Consider the following 24,113-nt stretch of genomic DNA (forward strand, 5'->3'; position numbering starts at 1 on the left):
CCCCTGACACCTCGTACAGGACGCGTTATTGCGCATCTCTGATGGTCGAAAATACCGGTGGGCGTGCCAGGCACGCCCACCGGCCACGCGGTTACTTGCCGCGGAGCGTGTTGATCAGCGCGATACCGAGAACGCCGGCAACCGCTGCTGCGGTGAACGGACGCTCCTTCGAGAACTGGCGGACATAGTCGACCAGCGGACGGATGTTCTCTTCGACGACGTCCTTGGCCTGGCCGACGGTCTTCTGGACCGTGCCGCCGAGCTGATCCGCAACGCCTTCGCTCTTCAGCGACGTGTCGCCGGTCGCGGTGCCGAGAGCTTCCTTGGCCTTGCCGCCGAAATCGGTTGCTGCGCCTGCGAGGGTGTCGGTGTTCATATGATTCTCCTTGGTTGATGATGGGGTTGATGAAGGGTTTGAAAACTTCGATCAGAGATGCTTCGATCGGGGACGAGGCGTGTCGGTAACGTCGGTGGCGTCGTTACGATCCGCGAACGATCCGGATACCGAACGATTCATCGCAGCCGATCATCGCATCAGAGCGGCGATGCGGGGTCGCTCAGAATGCCGCAGGCCGCGGCGGCCTTGCCGACTTCGAGCGGCACCTTGGGATCCTTGACCTGGCTGGACACGCGGATGAAATCGCTCGCGGTCAGGCGGCCCGGTGTTGTGTCGCCTTCGCGCGATGCCTTGGCGGCACGACCGAGCTGCTGGAGCTGGCCAAGCGACAGGTTCGCCTCGAGCCGGTCGCCGACGCACTGCGACTGAGCCGGCTGGAAACCATAGCCCTCCAGCGAGGTCGCGATCTTGGCCGACGGATTGACGCATGCCGCCAACGATAGCGCGCCGATGCCAACGGTGAGAACGCCTGCGACGCGGATGAAACTACGATGCTGAACCATGATAAGCCCCTGTCTTCGGGCACCATGCGGCTTTGCTCCGACCGGACGCAAAACCCATATTTCCCAGACGCATAACCAGCGTGCGGCCGGATGTATCCCAGGTAACCATGCACTATGCGCTTGTGACGTTTATACTATCGGCGCCCCATGCAAACGCTCAAGCGGCCGCGTCGTCGGCATGGGTCCGCGGCATGCCGATCACGCCAATCGCCTTGCCTATCCTCTTATTGCCAGCGGTGCGCGACAGCCGGTCAGCCCACGACTTTGCTCAGAATCCGCGATAACTGCTCGACCGAATAGGGTTTGTGCAGCAGCTCGAACCCGTGCGTACCGTCCTGCGCCAGCACGTTGCTGTAGCCCGAGGTCAGCACCACCGGCAGCGTCGGGTAGCGGTCGCGGATCACCTTGCCCAATTCGATGCCGTTCATTCCAGGCATCACTACGTCCGAAAAGACGATATCGAACCGTGTCGCGTCGACCGCGAGTTCGGCAAGCGCCTCCTGAGCGTCCGCCGCCCAGACCGTCACGTACCCGAGTTCGGCGAGTGACTGCGTCGTGAAGGTCCCGACTTCGCTGTTGTCCTCGACCACGAGCACGCACGTGCCATGGCCATCGGCAAGGCCCTCGCCCACATCGTCGACCTCGGCCGGCGCGCCCTGATCGACCTGGGGAAGATACAGCGTGAAGACCGTGCCCCGGCCGACCTCGCTCTCGACCGTGATGTCGCCACCCGATTGCTTGGCGAATCCGAAGACCTGGCTAAGGCCCAGTCCGGTCCCCTGCCCAACCCCCTTGGTCGTGAAGAACGGCTCGAAGATACGCTCAAGCTTGTCGGGTTCGATTCCCGAACCGCTGTCGGCCATTGCGATGGCGATAAAACGCCCCTCGACCGCCGGGTGCGAGCGGACCGCCGGAATGAGCCCCGCCGATCGTACCGTGATATCGATCCGCCCGGCCCCCTCCATCGCGTCGCGCGCGTTGACCGCCATATTCACCAACGCGGTATCGAGCTGACTGGGGTCGACATTCGTGAAGCACGGCGTGTCGGGAAGATCGATGGCGATGACGATCCGCGACCCCGTCAGCGTGCCGAGCATGTCGGAGATCACGCGCAGACTCTGTCCGACGTCGATCACTTCAGGCTGCAACGCCTGCCGGCGTGCGAATGCGAGCAACTGCCCGGTCAGCTTTGCCGCACGGTCCGCGGTATCGGAGATCGCATCGATATACCGCTCGCGTCGCTCGGCGCTGAGATCGGGGCGTTTCAGGAGGTCGGTGGCGGAGCGGATCACCGTGAGAAGATTGTTGAAATCATGCGCAACGCCGCCAGTCAGCTGGCCGACCGCTTCCATCTTCTGCGACTGGCGCAACGCGTCTTCCGCGGTCTGCAATTCGCTCGTCCGCGCCGCGACCTGCTGCTCGAGCGAAGCGGCGAGCATACTCAGGGCGTGTTCGGAGCGGCGGCGCTCGGTAGCGATCCGCGTCCGTTCGGCGACCTCGCGAATGAACTCAACCTCGTCCGGTCGCCAGCGCCGAGCGCCGGCAGACGCGATGTACAGCATCGCCACGAGACGGCCATTCTCCATGACCGGCATGTTGATGATCGCCCGCGCGTCGAGTGCTTCGAGCGCGGTTGCGGTCGTGACGGTCCTCGGATCGGTCCGCGCATCCTCCACGCACACTTCTTCGCCGCGTTTCAGATCGTCAATGTACGAACCATAGGCGCGTAGCGCGAACGTCCCCGTCAACGGCGCGACATTGGGCGCACTCCAGTCACGAACGATCGTCACCGTCTCCGCCGCCAAGTCGATCTCGCCAAAGCCGGCGCGACTTGCCTCCAGCGTTTTGCCGATGATCCGCGCCGCGGCGAATGCGATGTCCTCAGGCTGGTCGGTATCGCGAAAGACGTCCCCCAGTTCGACGAGCCCGGCGCGCATGATCTCGTCGCGCTTATGCTCGGTGATATCGGTCGACACCCCGGCGATCCGCAACGCCTCGCCCTTGGCATCGTAGAAGGGCTGACCGCGTGACGCGATCCAGCGCACCTCACCGTCCTGCCGGTAGATACGGTAGATCACGTCATAATCATTGCCCTCGGCGATGCAGCGACGAACCTCCGCCGCGCTTTTTTCCCGATCGTCGGGATGGATCGCCTGTAGCCGCTCATCATAGGTGAAGGGCTGATCGATCGGACGCCCGAAGATCTCCTTGCAGGTTTCCGATGCGATCAGCTGGCGGCTGACGATGTCGAGCGTCCAGGTGCCGAACCGTGCCGCCTTCAGCGTGAACGCCAGTTCGCGCTCCTGCTCCTTTTGCAGCCGCAGTCGATCGGTCAGTTCCGCCATGAGCGACGCGTTGCTGACTTCCAGACCGTGCAGCCTCTCGCGCTCGATCGTCACATCGACCTGGCTGGCGAAGAAATACGCCAGCACGCCCTCGGTGTCGTAGACCGGCGCCATCAGCAGCCGGTTCCAGAAAAGCTCTCCGTCCTTGCGCTGATTGCGAATGTCGATCTCGATCGACTCGACACGCCGCACCGCATCTCGGATTTTGGCGACCGTCGCGGGATCGGTTGCCGGCCCCTGCAGGAACCGGCAGTTGCGCCCCAGAATCTCCTCACGCGTATACCCGCTCAACCGGCAGAAGGCGTTATTGGCGAACACCACGGGATTGTCGGGGAGACGCGGATTGGTGATGATCATCGGCATCCGAGTCGCGCGCACCGCCGCGACGAACGGATCGGTCCCGACATCCTGCCCCAGTACCTCGGCAGCAATGCGCTCGGCATCGGCAGTCATTTTCGGCACGCCCTGGACGGCGCTGTCGGTCGTATCGGTCAAGGCCGCCTCGATTGTCGCTAAGTCCCTGACATCTAGGCCCGCCCCGGGATCGCCGCAACGTCGGAACGGTGACGATACGACAGGTCAGGTACGGCTTCGCAGCCAGGCGGCACGCGCGGCGTCATAGTGTTCGCGCGCTGCATCGCGCGCGGCGACGGCTTCCTTCATCCCGGCGTCCTGCATGCGCTCGAGCGCGCGACGACGACGGGCAAGGTCGGCCTCTTCCTGTTCGATCGACCTGATGGCCAGACGATACTCGGTTTCGAGCGACGCCAGCGCGTCATCCGCGGCGTCCAGTGCATCGCGTTTGGGTTTGGGTAATGGCTTGGGTGAAGGCTTGGGCTTGGGTGAAGGTTTGGGCTTCGGACCCGACTTCGACGGTGTCGGTTCCTGCGGTCCGGTGCGACGTGCCTGCGGTGTCTCCACCTCGACTGCCAGATTTTCCGCGCCCGTCCCCCGCGCGCGCTTGATGACCGTGCCCGGCGCCGCAAGCGGTTCCGCCGTCAGCGCGTCATCCGTGACCTGCTCGGCGATACCGCGCGCGAACAGATCCTTGTCGCTACCCCATGCGGCCAGGGCCGCCTTCTGACTGGCGGCGGCGACATACGCGTCGTGGAACCCCGCCACGGTACGATAGACTTTCAGCTTTTGTGCGCGGGCCATGCTGCGGTGTTAGCACTCGACACCGCGTCATCGCTACGCTGCGAGCGCGTAGCGACGGCAATGCTCCAGATATCCCGCTTCGTGCGCACCGGCGAGCGAGACCACGCTGTCCCACAACCAGGTCGGGGCGTCGATCGCACCGCGCCGATCCGCCTCCAGCATCGCCAGCCAGCGCTGCCGGGTCGCGTCGTCCATTTGCCGGGCATGAGCCTTGCCGACCACGAAGGCGAGATAACGGCCCGCCTTGATCGCCTCGCCGTGGCTGAACTGATCGACTTCGATCTTCAGGTCCTGGGGCGCGAGTTCGCGGATGAAGAACGATCGGCCCAGCATCCGTACCGGGATCATTCGGGCACCAAGATACGGTGACAGCGCGCGGGCGGCGGCGGCGACCCGTTCCGCATTATCGGCTGGCATGGGATCGGCGGACGTCAACGACGCCGCCCGAGGCGCGATCGGTGCGACCGCTTCCTTCAGGTCGACGATCGCATAGCTCGACCGCCCCTTGGCGGACTTTAGTTCGAGGATCGCGGCAAAGCGCAGCAGGCCCAGCGAACTGCACCCCTTCATCCAATACGCGGCGTCGACCAGCCGGATCGCGCGCGCCGCCCCCTTATCCTTGCGATCGAGCGACAGGATCATCCGGGCGACGGCGGGATCGTCGAACACCGCGGTCAACGCCGCGCGCTCGTCATCCGCCAACGCCCAGAATTTACGGCCGAGCGGGATCTGAGGCTCGATCGCTTCGAGCCGTTCCTTCGCAAGGTGACGCCAGCGTCGTCCGAGCGCGCGTTTGCGAACGCTGCGAACGGCGTCGGGTTCGGGACCTGTATCGTCCGTCTTCGGATCGTCGATCGCGGCGGCATAGCCCTCGACCATCGCCTCGATCATCCGAGCGGTCGTCACGCCTGGCAGGTCCGAGCCGCGCGCCGCCGTCGCCAGCGACAGACCGAGACGGATCAGGTCGTGGGCCGGATTGCCGATCACCGCCTGATCCAGATTGCCGGGCCGGTGGGAACGCGTCGGGCGACCGGCGACGCTGCTAGCCATTCGTAGAATTGGGCGGTGTTGCCGCGCACATAGGCATGCGCCGAACGCGCCATCTTGCGGGTCCGGTTTCCTTCGAGAACGGCCCGACGATCGGCGGCGGCGGGCATTGGCTTCGGCATTACGGTAAAATCCATTTCAGCGGCGACGGAGACAGAACGTCTAGCGCGCAAAACCGACACCGATACTGACCTGTATTTATACGTTTCCCGCCATCCACCCGCCATCCAAACGCGTTGCCGCGCGTTCGGCACCGCAGAGACGCTTGATAGAGGATTGTCGTTGCTGAATTTTCTGGTGGCCGAAAGCGAAACTGCCGACGAGCGCGAGGCGCGTCGGCGGCATGCGGGCAAGAGTTCGGGTGAGACCTATGCCGCGACGTTGCGCCAGATCCGGCCCGGTGCCGCGATCACCATCGTCGCCCCCGCCGATGACGATGCCCGGGTTTTCGACGCGGGCGAACTGCGCGCGTTCGACGCGGTGTTCATCACCGGATCGCCGATGCACGTCTATGACGACACCCCCGAAGTCCGCCGCCAGATCGCGTTCATGCGCACCGTCTTTGCGTCGCACACACCGTCGTTCGGATCTTGCGCCGGGTTGCAGATCGCGGTTGCCGCGGCCGGGGGCAAGGTTCGCAAGATGCCCGAACGGCTCGAAGCGGGGATCGCGCGCCGCATCACGCCGACGGCAGCCGGGCGCGACCATCCCTTGCTCGCCGGCCGCCCCGCCAGTTGGGACGCGCCGGCGATCCATGGCGACGAAGTCGAGGCGCTTCCCGCCGATGCGATCCTGCTTGCCAGCAACGCGGTGACGACCGTCCAGGCCGCCGAGATCCGCCATGACGGCGGGACATTCTGGGGCGTGCAATATCATCCCGAACTGGCTCCGGGCGAGATCGCCGTGGCGCTACGTCGGCAGTCGGCGGACATCGTCGACCTTGGCCTTGCCGAAAACGAAGCGGAGGTCGAGCGGCAGGCCTCGCTGCTCGATGCGCTCCACGACGACCCCGATCGCCGCGCGCTATGGTGGGCACTGGGGATCGATCGCGCCTTCGCCGAGGAAGCGAGCCGTCGCACCGAGCTCGTCAATTTCCTCGAGCATCTCGCCGAACGCTGAGCGCGCATGGGTTCGGGCCGGTAGGAATCGCACCGGCTGACGTGACGAGACCTTTGCGGGCTTGCCTCCAGCGGCGACGGCGGCATGGATAGGCCGATGACTGGTACACCCGAGATCACCCTCCATCACCACGGCGTCGAGCGCCACCCGCTGATCGTCATCGACGATTTCTGGCCCGATCCGGAAGCGTTGCGCGAAGATGCGGCGAGCCTGCGCATGGGTAGCATCGGACCACATTATCCTGGCGTCCGCGCCACGGTGCCGCCGCGCCTGGCGGACACGATGCGCCGCAGGATCGCGCCGTTGCTCGCCGAGCATTTCGGCCTCGATCCCGCGCCGGCGATTTCGGAAGCCTATTATTCGCTCGTCACCACCGCACCCGCCGATCTCGCGCCGATCCAGCGCCTGCCGCATTTCGATGGGGTCGAACCACGCCGGATCGCGGTGCTGCTGTTCCTCGGTCACGGCGACCAAGGCGGGACGGCGTTCTACCGCCAGCGCGCCACGGGGTATGAAAGCGTCGACGGCCCGCGGCTCGATCGGTTCCGGGCGACGCTCGACGCCGACGTGCGAACGCATGGCCTGCCCGATGCGGCGTATATCGCCGGCGATACGCCGATGTACGAACGGATTGCGGTACAGCCGGCCGTCTTCAACCGCGCGCTCGTCTATGCGGGAAACACGCTGCACTGCGCGTATCTGCCGCCTGAGGTCGTACTGAGTGCGGATCCGCTGGCGGGGCGGCTGACCCTGAACCTGTTCCTGTTCGACGACTGATCGCGGCGTCGCTTGCATTGCCCGCGGCGCCGATGCGGCCGTGAATACGTATGCTGGTTTCTTTCGATACGCCCCCGACGGGGATACAGCATCCCCAGGACAATCGACGCGCACGCACGACGTCGAGGACACTGACAAACAGAGTTGAGGATGCGCGGGACCCGTCTCGCCGAAGGGGATTTCATGAGCAATTTCAAATCGTACCGCGCCCGCGCGACGTTCGGCTCGACGGCGCACACGCGCCTTGCGCTGCGGGTCAGCGCCACCGCGCTCGCCGCCGCACTGATCCTGCCGGGCCATGCCGCATTCGCACAGTCCGCCCCGTCGACCGTGACTCCCGGCACCGCAAATGCCAACCCGACCGCCGCCGCGCAGGTCGACGCGGTCACCACCGCCGCCGATCCGACGCCGCAGCCGGCGGACGCCGTTCCGCCGTCGTCGCAGGATGCCGTGACGCAGAGCGCAGCGCCGCAGGACGATGCGACGGGCGGTGGCGATATCGTCGTCACCGGTATCCGCGCCGGCCTCGAATCCTCCGCCAAGATCAAGCGCCAGTCGGTCCTGATCGTCGACTCGGTTTCCGCCGAAGATGTCGGCAAGCTGCCCGACGTGTCGATCGCGGATTCGCTCGCGCGCCTGCCCGGCGTGACCGCACAGCGTCTCGAAGGACGCGACCAGCGTCTGTCGATCCGCGGTCTCGGCCCCGATTTCTCGACCACCTTGCTCAACGGTCGCGAACAGGTGACGACCGGCGACAACCGCGGCGTCGAGTTCGACCAATATCCGTCGGAATTCTTCAAGACCGTCAACGTCTACAAGTCGGCCGACGCCTCGCTGGTCGCCGCGGGCATCGCCGGCACGGTCGACCTGCGCATGCTGCGCCCGCTCGATCAGGCGCACCGTATCATCGCGGTCAGCGCCCGCGCGCAGATGAACGGCATCGACAAGCTCAATCCCGACGGCACGCGCTACGGCTATCGCGCATCGGCGACCTATGTCGACAAGTTCGCCAACGACACGCTCGGCATCGCGATCGGCGTGTCGGCGACGCAGACCCCGTCGCAGGACGAGCGCTACAATGCCTGGGGCTATAACGGCACCGGCACCGCGACCGATCCCTACGTCATCCAGGGCGCAAAGCCTTATGTCCAGTCGAACGAACTCAAGCGCTATGGCGGCGTCGCGACGATCGAGTGGCAGCCGTCCGACAGCTTCCACTCGACCTTCGATGCGCTGTATTCGCATTTCGAGGAAACGCAGCGCCTGCGCGGTATCGAGTTCCCGCTCGCGAGCAATGTCGGCACCGCCAATACCAATATCACGGGTGTCTCGGACGGGTTCGCCGACGAGATCACCTTCAGCAAGGTCCACGCGATCCAGCGCAACGACTATAATCAGCGCAAGGCCGAGAATTTCTCGTTCGGCTGGAACAACGATCTCAAGCTGACCGACAAGATCCACCTCAACGTCGATGCCAGCTGGAGCCGTGCGACACGCACCGACTTCACGCTCGAGACCTATACCGGCGCCGGCTATCAGGCGACCGGTCCGGACGACACGGTCAAGGTGTCGCAGAATTCGAACGGCACGTACAAGATCGTACCGACGCTCGATTATACCGACACCAATATCTTCAAGCTGACTGATCCGCAGGGTTGGGGCTATAACGGCACGCAGGCCGTGGTGCAGGCCGGCTTCCTCGGCAATCCCAACTTCAAGGACGACCTGAAGTCGCTCCGCGCAAGCCTGAACGGCGAGTTCGACGACAGCATCGTCAAGAGCTGGGAAGCGGGCGGCAACTATAGCCGCCGCGAGAAGACCAGCGCGTACAAGTCGTATTTCCTGTGCCCGAAGGGCGCCGGCACCAACTGCACCGTCACCAGCGGGACGCCCACTTCGGCGGCGGTACCGGCGGAGGCAGTCATCGGCACCGTGCCGCTCGACTATCTCGGCGTACCGGCTGCGCTCGCGCTCGATCCGCTGTATCTCTACAACAACGTCTACACCAGTTCGTACGACAACCGGCCGGACTCGCTGGTCCGCGACAACACGGTGACCGAGAACATCTACACCGGCTATGCCAAGATCACGCTCGACGGCGATCTCGGCGGCAAGCCGCTGAAGGGAACGATCGGCGCGCAGGTCGTGCATAGCGACCAGCGTTCGGACGGCCAGATCGCCAGCGTCGTCGACGGCGTGGTGACGATCGCCCCCGCCTCGCAGAAGGTGACGTATACCAACGTCCTGCCATCGGCGACGATGTCGGTCGAGCTGATCCCGCTGGGCTTCGTCAAGGTCGGTGCTTCGCAGACGATGGTCCGTCCGCGTCTCGACCAAGAGCGCGTCACGCAGGCGGTCGGCATCAACGTCGCCAACATCCAGGCGAACAACACCAACCCGGGGCTGAACCCGGTGTTCACCTCGACCGGCGGCAACGTCAATCTGAAGCCCTATCAGTCGACCAACATCGATCTGTCGTTCGAGAAATACTTCGCGGGCGGCGGTTATGTCGCGCTGTCGGGCTATTTCAAGCACCTCACCGACTTCGTCGATCCGAACAACAGCTATGCGTATGATTTCAGTTCGCTGCTCGGCGCGCTGAGCCCGGCGCAGCAGGCGATCGTGATCGCGAACGGCTTGCAGACAGGGGTGGTCAGCGCGCCCGCCAATACCGGTCGCGGTACCGTGCTGGGCGTCGAGGGGACGTTCTCGCTACCGTTCAAGGCCCTGACATCGGCGCTCGACGGGTTCGGGATGTTCGTGTCGGCCAACTACACCGAGTCCGAGATCAAGTACGCGAACAACCCGATCGAGGCGATCACCCTGCCCGGCCTGTCGAAGCTGACGGGCAGCGGCACGGTCTATTTCGAGAAGGCCGGCTTCCAGGCGCGTGTGAACTATCGCTACCGCTCGTCCTTCCTGGCCGAAGTCGCGGGTATCTCGTCGACGCCGACCTATCGCACCGCGCGATCGGAAGGCATCCTGGATGCGCAGATCGGGTATGAGTTCCAGAGCGGTCCGCTCGCGAACTTCGCGATCCTGGCGCAGGCGAAGAACCTGACCGACCGTCCGTTCGTGACCTACCAGAACGGCGATGCGCGCCAAGTGATCGATTACCAGCGCTATGGCCGCGATTATTACGTGGGCATCACCTACAAGTTCTGACCGGGACGCGGGGCGAAAAAACGCCACGCGGATTGGCTAACCAGTTCTCCGTCATGCCGGGCTTGTTCCGGCATCCACGGCGCCGCAAAATCGAGGGCCTCGGGTTTGCGGAACGGTGGACCCCGGAACTAGTCCGGGGTGACGGACGGTTTTCAGCGAGGGCTCGGTCCAGCAGCGCGGCAGTCGATCCGCTCGCATGTGGCGCAAACAACGGTTTGAAAACGGGAAGCAGACCATGGCCGACCACCCCTTGCGCATAGCCATTGCCGGCGGCGGTACCGCCGGCTGGATGGCGGCGGCGACCTTCGCGCGGTTCCTGGAGACGGGCTACGAGATCGACCTGATCGAGTCCGACGACATCGGCACGGTCGGCGTCGGCGAGGCGACGATTCCGCAGATCCACCTGTTCAACGATGCGCTCGGGCTCGACGAGGATGCGTTCCTCCGCGCGACCGGCGGCACGTTCAAGCTCGGCATCGAGTTCGTCGACTGGTTCAAGCCGGGCCACCGTTACATGCACGCGTTCGGCGATGTCGGGCGCGACGTCGGCCTGCTGCCGTTCCACCAATATTGGCTGCGCGCACGGTCGCTCGGACTCGCCGGCGATCTCAGCGCCTATTCGCTCAACACGCACGCCGCGCTCGCCGAGCGGATGCAGCGCGGTCCGGCCCGCACGTCGCGCGTCCTGCCATCGATGCCCTACGCCTATCATTTCGATGCCGGGCTCTATGCGCGGTATCTGCGGCGCTATTCCGAGACGCGCGGCGTCAACCGGATCGAAGGCAAGATCGTCCGCGTGACGCGCGACGGCGAAAGCGGGGATGTCGCCGGGCTCGTACTGGAGAACGGCACGACCGTCGCCGCCGACCTGTATATCGACTGCACCGGTTTTCGCGGGCTGTTGATCGAAGAGGCGCTCGGCACGGGGTATGAGGACTGGACGCACTGGCTGCCATGCGACCGCGCGATCGCGGTGCCATCGGCGCGGAGCAAGGCGTTCACGCCGTACACGCGCTCGACCGCGCATGCGGCGGGCTGGCAGTGGCGGATCCCGTTGCAGCATCGCACCGGTAACGGCGTCGTCTTCTCCAGCGCGCATATGAGCGAGGACGAGGCGACCGCGACGTTGCTTAGCGGACTCGACACGCCGGCGATGGCCGATCCGCGGACGATCACGTTCCGCACCGGTCGCCGCAAGCAGATGTGGAACCGCAACGTCGTCGCGCTCGGGCTCGCTGCCGGGTTCATGGAACCGCTCGAATCGACCAGCATCCACCTGATCCAGTCGGCGATCGCGCGGCTGCTGAAGCTGTTGCCGGGGCGCGTCATCGCCGACGCCGATCGCACCGAGTTCAACCGCCAGAGCGACTTCGAATACGAGCGCATCCGCGACTTCATCATCCTCCACTACAAGGCGACGACGCGCGACGACACGCCGTTCTGGCGCGAGTGCCGCGACATGGCGGTGCCGGACACGCTCGCCGCGAAGATCGAATTGTGGCGCGGCAGCGGGCACATCGTCCGCGAGCATGAGGAGCTGTTCACCGAAGTCGGCTGGCTCCAGGTGCTCGCCGGGCAAGGCATCGTGCCGCGCGGCCATCATCCCCTGGCGGATGCGATATCGACCGCCGATCTGGCCGAGTTCATGGACACGATCGACAAGCTGAACGCACGCGAGGCAGGCCAGATGCAGGATCATGCCGCGTTCGTCGCCCAGCACTGCGCCGCCGCGGCGGGCTTGGCCGCATGATCCCCGACGCCGACACCCTTTTACGATCGAGACCGATGACCGCTTCCGAGACCCCGACGCCCTGGTGGAAGGGCGCCACGATCTACCAGATCTATCCGCGCAGTTTCGCCGACTCGAACGGCGACGGGATCGGCGACCTTGCCGGCATCACCGCGCATCTCGACTATGTCGCCGCGCTTGGTGTCGACGCGGTGTGGCTGTCGCCGTTCTTTACCTCGCCGATGGCGGATTTCGGCTATGACGTGTCGGATTACCGCGACGTCGATCCGATCTTCGGCACGCTCGCCGATTTCGATGCGTTGATCGCGCGCGCGCATGCGCTCGGGCTCAAAATCATCATCGATCAGGTCTATTCGCACACCTCGGAGGAGCATGACTGGTTCCGCCAGAGCCGCGCCTCGCGCAGCGGCGACAAGGCGGACTGGTACGTCTGGGCGGATGCCAAGCCCGACGGCACCCCGCCGTCGAACTGGCAGTCGGTGTTCGGCGGCCCGGCCTGGACCTGGGACGCGCGACGCGGCCAATATTACATGCACAATTTCCTGAAGGATCAGCCGCAGCTCAACGGGCATAATCCCGCGGTGCAGGACGAGCTGATCGCGACGGCGCGGTTCTGGCTGGATCGCGGAGTCGACGGCTTCCGCCTCGATGCGATCAACTTCGCGATGCACGACCCGGCACTGACCGACAATCCGCCCGCGCCCGCGACCAATCGCGCGCGCACCCGGTCGTTCGACTTCCAGATGAAGCTGCACAATCAGAGCCATCCGGACATCGTCGGGTTCATCGAGCGGATCCGTGCGCTGCTTGACGAATATGGTGCGGGGTTCACCGTCGCCGAAGTCGGCGGCGACGACAGCGACCGCGAGATGAAGCTGTTCACCGGCGGCAACGGCCGGCTCAACAGCGCGTACGGCTTCGACTTCCTGTACGCGGACCGGCTGACCCCCGAACTGATCGTCGATGCGGTCGGCAACTGGCCCGATACGCCGGGTCTTGGCTGGCCGAGCTGGGCGTTCGAGAACCACGACGCACCGCGCGCGATCTCGCGCTGGACGACGCCCGACCAGCGCGACGCGTTCGCACGGATGAAGATCCTGTTGCTGGTCGCGCTGCGCGGGAACATCTTCCTGTACCAGGGCGAGGAGCTCGGCCTGACGCAGGTCGACATCGCGTTCGACGACCTGCTCGACCCGGAAGCGATCGCGAACTGGCCGCTGACCTTGTCGCGAGACGGCGCACGTACGCCGATGCCGTGGATCGGCGCGGCGCCCGATCTCGGGTTCGGCAGCACCGAGCCGTGGCTGCCGTTCGGGGAAGATCACCGCGCGATCGCGGTCGACGCGCAGGAAGCGGACGCGACGTCGCTGCTGCACTGGACTCGGACGCTGATCGCCGCGCGGAAAGCGCATCCGGCGTTGCGGTTAGGCAGCCTGCGGATCGTGCATAGCGACGATGCGGTGATCGCATTCGAGCGGACGACCGACGACGAGACGCTGCTCTGCGTGTTCAATCTCGGCGACGACGCACGTGGTTGGCCGACCGGCATCGCCACCGACGGCGCCATGCTGTTCGCCACCGACGGCGCCGACACGACGAAGCTGCCACCGCTGTCCGGGCTGGTCCTGCGACGGTGATCGAGGGGCTCGGCCAGCACATCGTCATCCTCGGCGGCGGCACCGCCGGGTGGATGACCGCGTGCCTGATCGCGCATCGCTGGCGCGATCGCGGCGTCCGCGTCACACTGGTCGAAAGCCCGGAGATCGGCATCGTCGGCGTCGGCGAAGGTTCCACGCCGCAGTTGAAGCATTTCTTCGACACGCTCGGCATCGCCGAAGCCGAGTGGATGCCGGCGTGCGACGCGACCTACAAGCTCGGGATCGGCTTCGAAGGCTGGTCCGACCGCGCTGGGCATGAGCGCTATTTCCACCCCTTCCCCACCGCGCTCGACGGCCACACTGCACCGCAATTCTTCTACAATGCGCGGGCAAGGCGGACGGGTCGCGATGTCGAGGCACATCCGGACCGGTTCCTCCTGCCCGCTCGCCTCGCCGCCGCGCACTGCGCACCGCAGCCCGCCGCAAACTTCCCGTTCGAGGTCAGCTACGGCTATCACTTCGACGCGTACAAGGTCGGCGCCTTCCTCGCCGCACACGCGACCGAAACGCTGGGCGTCGTCCACGTCCAACGCCGTATCGCCAGCGTTGAGCGTGCCTCGACCGGCGACATCACCGCGCTGATCGATACCGACGGCGAACGCATCGCGGGCGACATCTTCGTCGACGCCAGCGGGTTTCGCAGCACGATCTTCGGCGCGCTGGACGTACCGTTCGTGAGCTACGCCGACGCACTGTTCAACGACCGTGCGGTGGTGATGCCAACCGCGCACGCACCCGGCGCGCCGATCCCCAGCCAGACGCGCGCAACTGCGCTGTCGGCTGGCTGGGCGTGGCACATCCCGCTGACCAGCCGAAACGGCAACGGCTACGTCTATTCCAGCCGCCACCTGACCGAAGCGCAGGCCGAGGCCGAACTCCGCGCGCATATCGGCGTCGACACCGGCGAAGCGCGCCACCTCAAGATGCGCGTAGGCCGCGTCCGTGACAGCTGGTCGCACAACGCGCTCGCGGTCGGACTGGCGCAAGGCTTCCTCGAACCGCTCGAGGCAACCGCGCTGCATCTGGTCATCGCCACCGTGGAAGCGTTCCTAGACATGGTCGACCAGGGCGGCGCGACCGAAGCAGCCCGCACCGCGTTCAACGCGCGGATCGCCGCGCGCTACGACGGCGTCCGCGACTACATCGTCGCGCACTACCGGCTGAACCAGCGCCACGACGATCCGACCGGCTATTGGGCGGAAGCGCGTGGTATCGAAGCCCTGTCCGACGACCTCAAGATGCTGATGTCGACCTGGTTCACCGGCGCCGACATGGTCGTGGCGATCGATCGCGCCGGGCTCGGCCGCTATTATTCCGTGATCAGCTGGCACTGCCTGTTCGCCGGCTACGGCACCTTTCCCGATACCGCGCGGCTCATCGCGCCCGGCGCCGATATCGATCCCATCGACTTGGCCAAGATCGACGACTTCCTGACCCGTTGCGCATCGAATTTCGGGTCGCACGCCTCTCGCCTCCGCGCCGCCGCGGACCACAAGGATCACGTATGAAACGCATCGCCCTCCTGCTCGCCGCCACCGCTGGCCTGTGCAGCGTGCCCGTCCAGGCGCAGACGACCACGCTCGCCGCCCCCACGCTCACCCCGCGCAATGACGGCGTCGAGGTTCGTGCGGGCGCGACGACCATGCGGATCACCGCGATGACCGATGGCCTCGTCCGCGTGCGTGTCGCCAAGAACGGCGCGTTCGCCGAGGATGCGAGCTGGGCGGTGACGGCGGCGACCCGCAAGCAGACCGCCAAGGTGACCGCAGCCCCCGACGGCTTCGCCACCGCCAGCGTCCGCGTGCGTGTCGGTCCAGGCGGCGCGATCACCTTCGAGACGCTCGACGGAAAGGTCATCTCCGCCGATGCCGCCCCCGTCACGACCGACGGCAAGGCGTTCGCGATCTCCAAGACGTTGCCGATCGCCGAGCATTTCTACGGCCTTGGCGACAAGACCCAAGGCCTCGACCGCCGCGGCCACGGCTTCGTCGACTGGAACACCGACGCCTTCGGGTTCAGCAGCGCGGACGATCCGATCTACAAGTCGATACCCTTCTTCATCGGGTCCGGCGGTGCGGGCGGCAGCTACGGCATCCTGCTCGACAACACGTATCGCACCTGGTTCGACTTCGGCCACCGCGATGCCGAGACGCTCTCGTTCGGCGGCCCAGACGGCCCGATCGACTATTACTTCATTGCGGGCCCCTCTATGGCCGAAGTCACACGACGCTATGCCGACCTGACTGGCCACGCCCCGCTCGCGCCGAAATGGGCGCTCGGCTATCAGCAGTCGCGCTACAGCTATGGCAGCGCCGACGAGGTCCGCCAGATCGCCGCCCGCCTGCGCAGCGACCGCGTGCCGACTGACGTGATCTGGCTCGACATCGGCTATCAGGATCGCAACCGCCCGTTCACCACCGACGCCAAGACCTTCCCCGATCTGCCCAAGCTCGCCACCGAGATGAAGGCCGACGGGATCAAGCTGGTCGCGATCACCGATCTCCACATCGCCGCGGTCGAGCAGGGCTATGCGCCGTACCAGAGCGGCATGAAGGCCGATGCGTTCATCAAGAATGCGGACGGCACCCCCTATGTCGCGCCGGTCTGGCCGGGGCCGTCGGTATTCCCCGACTTCACCAAGACCGCCGCGCGAACCTGGTGGGGCACGCAATACAAGGGCTTTCTCGATGCCGGGATCGCGGGCTTCTGGAACGACATGAACGAGCCGGCGATCTTCGAGACGCCGACCAAGACGATGCCGCTCGACACCCGCCACCGCATCGACAGCGACGATTTCGCGGCGCGCATCACCGATCACCGCGAGGCGCACAACGTCTACGGTATGCTCAACACGCGCGCGACGTATGACGGCCTGCTCAAGCTGCGTCCCGACGAGCGCCCGTTCGTGATGACCCGCGCGAGCTATGCCGGCGGGCAGCGTTATGCGGTCACCTGGACCGGCGACAACAGCGCGACCTGGGATCATCTGAAGCTTTCGGTGCAGCAGATCATCAACCTCGGCCTGTCGGGCTTCGGCTACAGCGCCGCCGACGTCAGCGGCTTTGCGGGCGGCCCGAGCCCCGACCTGCTCACCCGCTGGACCGAGATCGGTGCGTTCACGCCGGTGTTCCGCAATCATTCGGCGACCGGCACGCCGCGCGTGGAACCCTGGGTCGATGGCCCCGACCACCTCGCGATCCGACGGCGTTTCATCGAGGAGCGCTATCGCCTGATGCCGTATTTCTACGCGCTGGCGGACCAGAACGCGCGGTTCGGCGATCCGATCATGCGCCCGGTGTTCTACGATTATCCCGCCGCCGCGACCGCTTCCTGCGACCAGTCGATGGCGTTCACCCTCGGCAAGTCGCTGCTGATCGCGCCGCCGCCCAAGCCAGAGTCGCCGCAGGTCTACGACGTCTGCCTCCCCGCGGGCGGCTGGTATGATTACTGGACCGGACAGCGCGTCGGCACGCCCGAGCCCGCCGCCGCCGGCCCGATCCAGTCGGCGACACAAGCCGTACCGACCGCGCGCGCGCTCGGCGACCGCGTGACCGAAACACCGCGCCTCGATCACCTGCCCGTGTTCGTCCGCGCCGGCACGATCCTGCCCCGCCAGCCCTTGGTCCAGAGCACGAGCGAAACGCCGAACGGTCCGCTGCGGCTCGACGTCTATCCCGGCGCGGATTGCATGGGCACGCTCTACGAGGACGATGGCCGCACGCTGGCGTACACCCGCCGCGGCTATTTCCGCCAGACGGTGCGCTGCACGATCACCCCCACCGGCCTGTCGATCGACTTCGCCAAGCCCGAGGGCGGGTTCAAGCCGTGGTGGACATCGATCGCCGTCACCGTCCACAACTGGACCGGCGGTGGTACCGCCATGGCGAAGGGCAAGCGCCTGAACCTTATTGGCGACGCCCAAGCTCTGACCGCGACCGTGACCGTTCCCGCGCAATCCGGTGCCACCACGATCGCGATCGACGGGCGCCCAGCGCGCACCAACTGATCGCGGAGCCGCCCCGCGCATAGCGGCGTGTTGCTGAGCGAACATCCCACGACCATCCCGCGCGCACCGACGTGCGCGGGATGGTCGCGGCTGCCGTAAGCGGTAGCGCAGAAGAGCCTGGGCGCGTTCGGTGTACCGCCCTCCCCCATAGCGACGCGGCTCTAACCCCCTTGCCGGCACTAGAACTCTTGGTAGCGCCTGGGGAACGCATTTACCCTTACGGAAGAGCCAAGTATTCCTGGCACTGACGGTCAAATATAAGTTTACAAAAAATCTTTTCGATACTGATAATTGTTCGCCTTGATCTCGCACACATCTGCTAAAGACCATTAATACCAAGTGTGACGCCGTCGAACCGGATGTCAGACAGATACTCTGGTTTTTAGAGACACCGCGACATCGATACGACGCTCTCCAAGTTTATCGACGGGCTTTCGCTCGGGGTCTCGCTCGCCGAAGACGACCGGAATCACGTGCTAAATCTGCCGTTTACGCGAAAGACATTCATGGCGTCGGGATATCTCGTACGCCAGGGTGACCGGTGTGATACCGTTTCGGTACTATTGGATGGCTATTGTTACGGCCAAAAGGACGATGGCGAGGGAAATTGCCAGATCGTGTCGCTTGCAATACCCAGTGATGTTATCGGCCTCGAGCATTTATACTTGCAGACGACCGATCACAACGTGCGCGCGCTAACGACGGTAGACGTCGCCATGATACCTTTGTCCGCGGTGCAGCAACTCTCCGCGAGCCGGCCGGCGGTTGCCCACGCGCTTGGTATTCATCAGGCGATAAACCATGCGATCGCCCGCGAATGGATCGTCAACATCGGCGCCCGAGACGGCTTGCGCCGCGTCGCGCATTTCCTGTGCGAATTTGCGGTCCGTTGCGACGCCTGGCGGGGCGATACCGCCGCCGGCTACGAGTTGCCGATGTCGCAAGAACAGATCGGCCAGGCGACGGGACTGACCGCGGTTCACGTCAACCGAATGCTGAAGACGCTTCATGCCGCCGGCCTGATCGAGCGCAGCTGGCGCAACGTCGTGTTCTCGAACTGGGAAGGGCTGCGCGACGTCGCCTGTTTCTCGTCGGATTATCTGCATCCAGGCCGACAAGTGCCCGCTTCCAACTACCGAACGGCCTAGTCCGCCTGATGTCGGCGCCGCGGTCGCCGGCTCTGCCGACCCAGGCTCCAGCTCCAGCCGTTCTCGACGATCGAACTACAGAGACCTGAACGAATCGATGGATTCGGCCCAGTGAATCCCGCGTTCGATCCTGAGTCACGTCGTGGCTTGGACGCGAAATAGTGTTATCTAAATCTTAATAGACGGTCTTGATTACAGTCTTGCGCAGCCAGACCAATCGGCAAACTGTCTAAAGCGGCCCAGATTGTACGTTTTACACTAACATCTCAAGATAATAGCTTGATTTTTATTTGGCAGACTTACATAGGTTAAGCAGACTTAGCGATCATACCGTGCGATCCTCGCGACCGGTCGAACGCTTGAGATACAATGCCCTGACCATTTGGTTTTTGATGGCAGCGAGGTTCGACGCAGATCGATCCGCTGCCATCCGCTAAGGCTTCGTCCTCGCTTCGGGCGCTCTACCCCTTTTCGAACGACTCCCGCTGCTGCGGATGGGAGATCCGTGCCTTCCATCCGCGGTGACTATCGAGGTGTTCATGTACAAGTCGACCCTATTGGCGGCCGCGCTTGCGGCTGTGAGCCCGGCTGCCTTGCTGGTTTCCGCACAATCCGCGCAGGCGCAGGTTCCCGTCGGCGCCGGTGGACAGCTCCAGCAGATCCCGCCGACTCCGCTGAATACGACGCCCGCGCCCGATTTCGGGTTCGAGCGCAAGACGCCGACCGTCGTTGCCGCCACGGGTGGCCCGAAGACGCTCGTCCGGTCGCTCCGCGTGACCGGTGCGACGCTGTTCCCCGAGGCCGACCTGTTCGCCGCGTCGCAGTTCACGCCTAACAGCGAACTCGACCTCGCCGAGCTCAAGACGCTCGCCGCGCGGATCACCGCCTATTACACCAGCCGCGGCTATTTCGTCGCGAACGCCTATCTCCCCGAGCAGGACGTCCAGAGCGGCGCGGTCACGATCGCGGTGATCGAAGGGCGCTTCGGCGCGGTCGGCGTCAAGAACGAGTCGCGGCTCGCTGACAGCGTCGCGAACGGTATCCTCGCCGGGCTCGACGTCGGCGATCCGGTCGCGGTCGCCCCGCTCGAACGGCGCCTGCTGATGTTGTCGGACCTTCCCGGCGTGCGCGTGAAGTCGACGCTGAGCCCCGGCACCGCGGTCGGCACGTCGGACCTGCTGGTCGACATCACCCCCGGCCAAAGCATCACCGGCAGCGTCGAGGCCGACAATGCCGGCAACCGCTACACCGGCGCCTACCGCGTCGGGGGTTCGGTCAACTGGAACAACCCGACCGGTTCCGGCGACGTGCTGAGCCTGCGTGCGCTGACCTCGTTTTCCGGGCTCGCTTATGGCCGCGCGTCCTACCAGGCGCCGATCGGGCAGGTCACGCTGGGCGTCGCGTTCGCGCATCTCGAATATTCGCTCGGCAAGGAATTCGACAGCCTCGACGGCAGCGGTAACGCCGACGTGGCCAGCGTCTATGCGAGCTATCCGCTGATCCGCTCGCGCGACAATAATCTGTACGTGACCATCGGCGGCGACGCGAAATGGTTCGAGGACAAGATCGGGATCGTCGACACTACCAGCTATCGCCGCGCGCAGGTGATCACCGCAGGGCTCAGCGGCGACGAGCACGACACGTTGCTCGGGGGCGGCTGGAGCGCATATTCGCTCAGCTATTCGGTCGGCAATCTCGACATTCGCGGCGCGTACGAGCGCTCGGTCGATGCGCTGACCGCGCGTACCGACGGTAGCTACGGGAAGCTGCAGTTCAGCTTCGCGAGGTTGCAGACGATCGCCGGGCCGCTGTCGTTCTTCGCCTCCGCGCGCGGGCAGATCGCGTTCAGCAACCTCGACATCTCCGAGCGGATGGAACTGGGCGGCGCCTACGCTGTCCGCGCCTATCCCGAGGGCGAGGCGTACGGCGACCAGGGCTATGTCGCAACCGCCGAAGCGCGGCTGGCACTGCCGCAGGTCATACCGGGCGCGCTCCAACTGTTCGGGTTCGTCGACGTCGGCGAGGTCGATTACGTCAAGCACCCGTATTTCGACGGATCGAACCACGCGAAGCGCAGCGCGTACGGCGCCGGGCTGAGCTGGGCGGGACCGTACGGTATCGCCGCCAAGGCGACCTATGCGCGCAAACTCGGCGATGAGGACGCGACGTCGGCCCCCGACAAGTCGGGCCGCGCCTGGTTCCAGGTTTCGAAGACTTTCTGACCGCGCACGCACCCCCGAATTTTGCGGCCATCCGCCGCTACCAAGGATACCGCCCATGACCCCCATTCCCTCTTCGCTCAGAAACACCAGCCGCCCCGCCCCATCGGTCACGCGCACGCGGCGTGGCGGCCTGTTCGGCACGACCGGGCTCGCGCGGTTCGCCTGGCTGATCGGGTTCAGCCTCGCCGGCACGCTGGCGGCGCGCCCGGTCGAGGCGCAGACGCTGCCGACCGGGGGCGAAGTGGTTGCGGGCCAGGCGAGCATCGCGACGGGCAGCAAGTCGGTGACCGTGACGCAGACCAGCGACCGGACGGCGATCAACTGGCAGTCCTTCTCGATCGGCAAGGGCAAGAGCGTCGTCTTCGACCAGCCGACCAGCAGTTCGGTCGCGCTGAACCGCGTGCTCGGCACCGATCCTTCGGTGATCCTCGGCAATCTGTCGGCGAACGGGAAAGTGTTCCTGGTCAACGCGAACGGCATCCTGTTCGGCCAGTCCGCCAATGTTAACGTCGGTGGGCTGGTCGCGTCGACGCTGAACATCTCCGACTCCGATTTCCTCGCGGGCAAGAACAGTTTTGCGGGCACCAGCGGCGCGAGCGTCCAGAACGACGGCACGATCACCGCGAAGAACGGCTATGTCGCGCTGCTCGGCGCGAACGTCGGCAATGGCGGCACGATCAAGGCGAACTTCGGCACCGTCGTGCTCGCGGGCGGCGAGGCGATCACGCTCGATGTCGCGGGCGACGGGCTACTCAACGTCGCGGTCGACAAGGGCGCGGTCGGCGCGCTGGTCCGCAACGGCGGGCTGATCCGCGCGGACGGCGGCAAGGTCGTGATGACCGCGCAGGGTGCGGGCGACCTGCTCCACACCGCGGTCAACAACACCGGTGTCGTCGAGGCACGCACGTTGCAGAACCGCGGCGGCACCATTCTCCTGCTCGGCGACATGAAGAGCGGCACCGTCAGCCTGGCCGGCACGCTCGACGCGAGCGCACCGGTCGGCGGCAATGGCGGCTTCATCGAGACGTCGGCGGCGACCGTCAACGTGGCGGACAGCGCCAAGGTCTCGACCTACGCACCGGGCGGCCTGACCGGCACATGGCTGATCGATCCGCAGGATTACGTGATCGGCGCAGGCGGCAACATCTCGGGCGCGACGCTGTCGGCGCAGCTGGTGACGACCAGCATCACGATCAGCACGATCCCCGCAGCGGGCGACACGACCACCGGCAATGGCGACATCTTCGTCAATGATGCGGTTGCCTGGACCGCCTCGGGTGTGCCGACGACGCTGACGATGAACGCGTTTCGCGACGTCAACATCAACGCGCCGATCACCGCGACCAACGGCAACATCGTCGCGTGCTGCGGCCGCGACGTGAACGTCAACGCCGACCTGACGACGACCAACGGCAGCATCCTGCTCAACGCCGGGCGCAACGTGCAGGTGTTCCACGCGATCACGACTACCGACGGCAACATCGCGCTGTGCGCAGGTCATGACGTGATGATCGACGCGGCGGTGACGCTGACCCGCGGTACGACGATCCCCGCGCAGAGCCTGGGCCTGCCAGTCGGCCTCACGCTGATCGCAGGATCGGACGGCACCGGTCCGGGCGTCAACGGCGGCACGATCGTGTTCTCCGCGCTGTCGCCGCCGACCACCGTCACCGCGGCGCCGGTGTCGATCAACTACAACCCGGTTTCGTACACGACGCCGACCGACTTCTCGACCGAGTTCGTGCTGACCGAAGGCGCGGCGATCACCCAGCGCATGCTGTTGTTCCCGACCGCGCAGAAGGTCGCCGACGGCACCAATGCCGCGGTGCTGAGCGGGTTCAACACCACCGACACCTCGGGGACGCCGACCGGCGTATCGCTGGTCGCCGGCACCGATGCGACCGCGACGTTCGACAGCACCGATGCGGGGACCGGAATCGGGGTGAGCTTCAGCGGCTACACACTGACCGGCGCGAACGCGGACCAGTATGCGCTGGCGAGCTCGTGCTGCGTCGCCGGATTCCGGACGACCGGGACGATTACGGCTGCAGCACCGGCGCCTGCTCCAGCACCAGCGCCTGCTCCGGCACCAGCGCCCGCTCCAGCACCGGCGCCTGCTCCGGCACCAGCGCCCGCTCCAGCACCGGCGCCTGCTCCGGCACCAGCGCCCGCTCCAGCACCGGCGCCCGCTCCAGCACCGGCGCCCGCTCCTGCACCTGCGCCCGCTCCAGCACCGGCGCCTGCTCCGGCACCAGCGCCTGCTCCAGCACCGGCGCCGGCGCCCGCTCCTGCACCGGCGCCCGCTCCAGCTCCGGCGCCCGCTCCAGCACCGGCGCCCGCTCCAGCTCCGGCGCCCGCTCCAGCACCGGCGCCCGCTCCAGCTCCTGCGCCTGCGCCTGCCCCAGCTCCAGCTCCAGCTCCCGCACCAGCACCAGCACCAGCACCAGCACCGTCGCCAACCCCAACCCCAACGCCAACCCCGCCAGTCGTGGTCACCCCGACACCCGTACCAAACCTGCCGACCGCGACTCGCCCGATCCTGGACGTTCCGCCCGTGATGGTCCGCGTGCCGTCGCCGCCGCCGATCGAGGTCGTCGAGGGTGGCGTGGGTTTCCCGCCGCCCATCCGTCCGGGTACGGTCATCGTCGAGACCCCCGGCACGCCGCAAACCGTGCTGCCCGTCGTCGAGACCCCCGTGACGCCGCAGGCCGTGCAGCCGACCCCCGGTCGTCCCTTCGTGCAACCGACCCCGCCGAATACGCCGGCCGTCCCCGACTATCCGCGCAAGCAGGCGCGTCATTAAGATGATCGGTCGGGG

The 24,113-nt window shown here is 65.8% G+C and carries 14 protein-coding genes and 1 pseudogene; 10 read left to right on the top strand and 5 right to left on the bottom strand.

Annotated elements, in window-relative coordinates:
• Positions 1–91: 91 nt before the first annotated feature.
• From QP164_RS09625 to QP164_RS09645, 5 genes and pseudogenes are all read right to left on the bottom strand, one after another.
• Positions 92–376, bottom strand: a complete 285-nt coding sequence (locus QP164_RS09625; RefSeq protein WP_132741579.1) for a CsbD family protein — start codon at positions 374–376, stop codon at positions 92–94.
• A gap of 158 nt (positions 377–534) precedes the next feature.
• Positions 535–900 (bottom strand): hypothetical protein, encoded by a 366-nt coding sequence (locus QP164_RS09630; RefSeq protein WP_132741577.1) that lies wholly within the window; start codon positions 898–900, stop codon positions 535–537.
• Positions 901–1,151: 251 nt separating this feature from the next.
• A complete protein-coding gene (locus QP164_RS09635) occupies positions 1,152–3,740 on the bottom strand; it encodes a PAS domain-containing protein (protein ID WP_243643461.1) in 2,589 nt (862 codons plus the stop codon).
• 84 nt (positions 3,741–3,824) lie between these two features.
• Positions 3,825–4,403 carry a hypothetical protein gene (locus QP164_RS09640; protein ID WP_333922999.1) on the bottom strand — a complete coding sequence of 193 codons (579 nt, stop codon included), beginning with the start codon at positions 4,401–4,403 and terminating at the stop codon, positions 3,825–3,827.
• Positions 4,404–4,436: 33 nt separating this feature from the next.
• Positions 4,437–5,677: pseudogene (locus tag QP164_RS09645) on the bottom strand (DUF2252 family protein).
• Between the two features lie 55 nt (positions 5,678–5,732).
• Here QP164_RS09645 and QP164_RS09650 point away from each other — a divergent pair.
• From QP164_RS09650 to QP164_RS09695, 10 genes are all read left to right on the top strand, one after another.
• Positions 5,733–6,569 carry a type 1 glutamine amidotransferase gene (locus QP164_RS09650; RefSeq protein WP_333923000.1) on the top strand — a complete coding sequence of 279 codons (837 nt, stop codon included), beginning with the start codon at positions 5,733–5,735 and terminating at the stop codon, positions 6,567–6,569.
• Positions 6,570–6,665: 96 nt separating this feature from the next.
• Complete coding sequence (locus QP164_RS09655; protein ID WP_333923001.1) at positions 6,666–7,346, top strand: DUF6445 family protein; 681 nt, start codon at positions 6,666–6,668, stop codon at positions 7,344–7,346.
• 183 nt (positions 7,347–7,529) lie between these two features.
• Positions 7,530–10,511, top strand: coding sequence for a TonB-dependent receptor (locus tag QP164_RS09660; protein WP_333923002.1), 2,982 nt, complete (start codon positions 7,530–7,532; stop codon positions 10,509–10,511).
• A 235-nt stretch (positions 10,512–10,746) separates the two neighbouring features.
• A complete protein-coding gene (locus tag QP164_RS09665) occupies positions 10,747–12,261 on the top strand; it encodes a tryptophan halogenase family protein (protein WP_333923003.1) in 1,515 nt (504 codons plus the stop codon).
• A gap of 35 nt (positions 12,262–12,296) precedes the next feature.
• Entirely contained in the window at positions 12,297–13,898 is a 1,602-nt protein-coding gene (locus QP164_RS09670; protein WP_333923004.1) for an alpha-amylase family glycosyl hydrolase, read from the top strand.
• Complete coding sequence (locus tag QP164_RS09675; RefSeq protein WP_333923005.1) at positions 13,895–15,427, top strand: tryptophan halogenase family protein; 1,533 nt, start codon at positions 13,895–13,897, stop codon at positions 15,425–15,427. The genes QP164_RS09670 and QP164_RS09675 overlap by 4 nt, the downstream gene beginning before the upstream one ends.
• Entirely contained in the window at positions 15,424–17,925 is a 2,502-nt protein-coding gene (locus QP164_RS09680; protein ID WP_333923006.1) for a glycoside hydrolase family 31 protein, read from the top strand. The genes QP164_RS09675 and QP164_RS09680 overlap by 4 nt, the downstream gene beginning before the upstream one ends.
• 506 nt (positions 17,926–18,431) lie before the next feature.
• The gene (locus tag QP164_RS09685; protein WP_333923007.1) at positions 18,432–19,073 is read left to right on the top strand and encodes a Crp/Fnr family transcriptional regulator; all 642 of its coding nucleotides are present in this window, start codon (positions 18,432–18,434) and stop codon (positions 19,071–19,073) included.
• 539 nt (positions 19,074–19,612) lie between these two features.
• Positions 19,613–21,295, top strand: coding sequence for a ShlB/FhaC/HecB family hemolysin secretion/activation protein (locus tag QP164_RS09690; RefSeq protein WP_333923008.1), 1,683 nt, complete (start codon positions 19,613–19,615; stop codon positions 21,293–21,295).
• Between the two features lie 55 nt (positions 21,296–21,350).
• The gene (locus tag QP164_RS09695) at positions 21,351–24,098 is read left to right on the top strand and encodes a two-partner secretion domain-containing protein (protein ID WP_333923009.1); all 2,748 of its coding nucleotides are present in this window, start codon (positions 21,351–21,353) and stop codon (positions 24,096–24,098) included.
• Positions 24,099–24,113 lie beyond the last annotated feature (15 nt).

This window comes from Sphingomonas sp. LR59 (assembly GCF_036855945.1).
GTDB lineage: Bacteria > Pseudomonadota > Alphaproteobacteria > Sphingomonadales > Sphingomonadaceae > Sphingomonas.

Excerpts from the sequence above, each read along its gene's own strand:
- QP164_RS09640 (WP_333922999.1), bottom strand. The coding sequence starts at position 4,403 with ATGGCCCGCGCACAAAAGCTGAAAGTCTATCGTACCGTGGCGGGGTTC.
- QP164_RS09680 (WP_333923006.1), top strand. The coding sequence starts at position 15,424 with ATGAAACGCATCGCCCTCCTGCTCGCCGCCACCGCTGGCCTGTGCAGC.
- QP164_RS09670 (WP_333923004.1), top strand. The coding sequence starts at position 12,297 with ATGACCGCTTCCGAGACCCCGACGCCCTGGTGGAAGGGCGCCACGATC.
- QP164_RS09695 (WP_333923009.1), top strand. The coding sequence starts at position 21,351 with ATGACCCCCATTCCCTCTTCGCTCAGAAACACCAGCCGCCCCGCCCCA.
- QP164_RS09665 (WP_333923003.1), top strand. The coding sequence starts at position 10,747 with ATGGCCGACCACCCCTTGCGCATAGCCATTGCCGGCGGCGGTACCGCC.
- QP164_RS09630 (WP_132741577.1), bottom strand. The coding sequence starts at position 900 with ATGGTTCAGCATCGTAGTTTCATCCGCGTCGCAGGCGTTCTCACCGTT.
- QP164_RS09660 (WP_333923002.1), top strand. The coding sequence starts at position 7,530 with ATGAGCAATTTCAAATCGTACCGCGCCCGCGCGACGTTCGGCTCGACG.
- QP164_RS09655 (WP_333923001.1), top strand. The coding sequence starts at position 6,666 with ATGACTGGTACACCCGAGATCACCCTCCATCACCACGGCGTCGAGCGC.
- QP164_RS09690 (WP_333923008.1), top strand. The coding sequence starts at position 19,613 with ATGTACAAGTCGACCCTATTGGCGGCCGCGCTTGCGGCTGTGAGCCCG.
- QP164_RS09625 (WP_132741579.1), bottom strand. The coding sequence starts at position 376 with ATGAACACCGACACCCTCGCAGGCGCAGCAACCGATTTCGGCGGCAAG.
- QP164_RS09685 (WP_333923007.1), top strand. The coding sequence starts at position 18,432 with ATGGCGTCGGGATATCTCGTACGCCAGGGTGACCGGTGTGATACCGTT.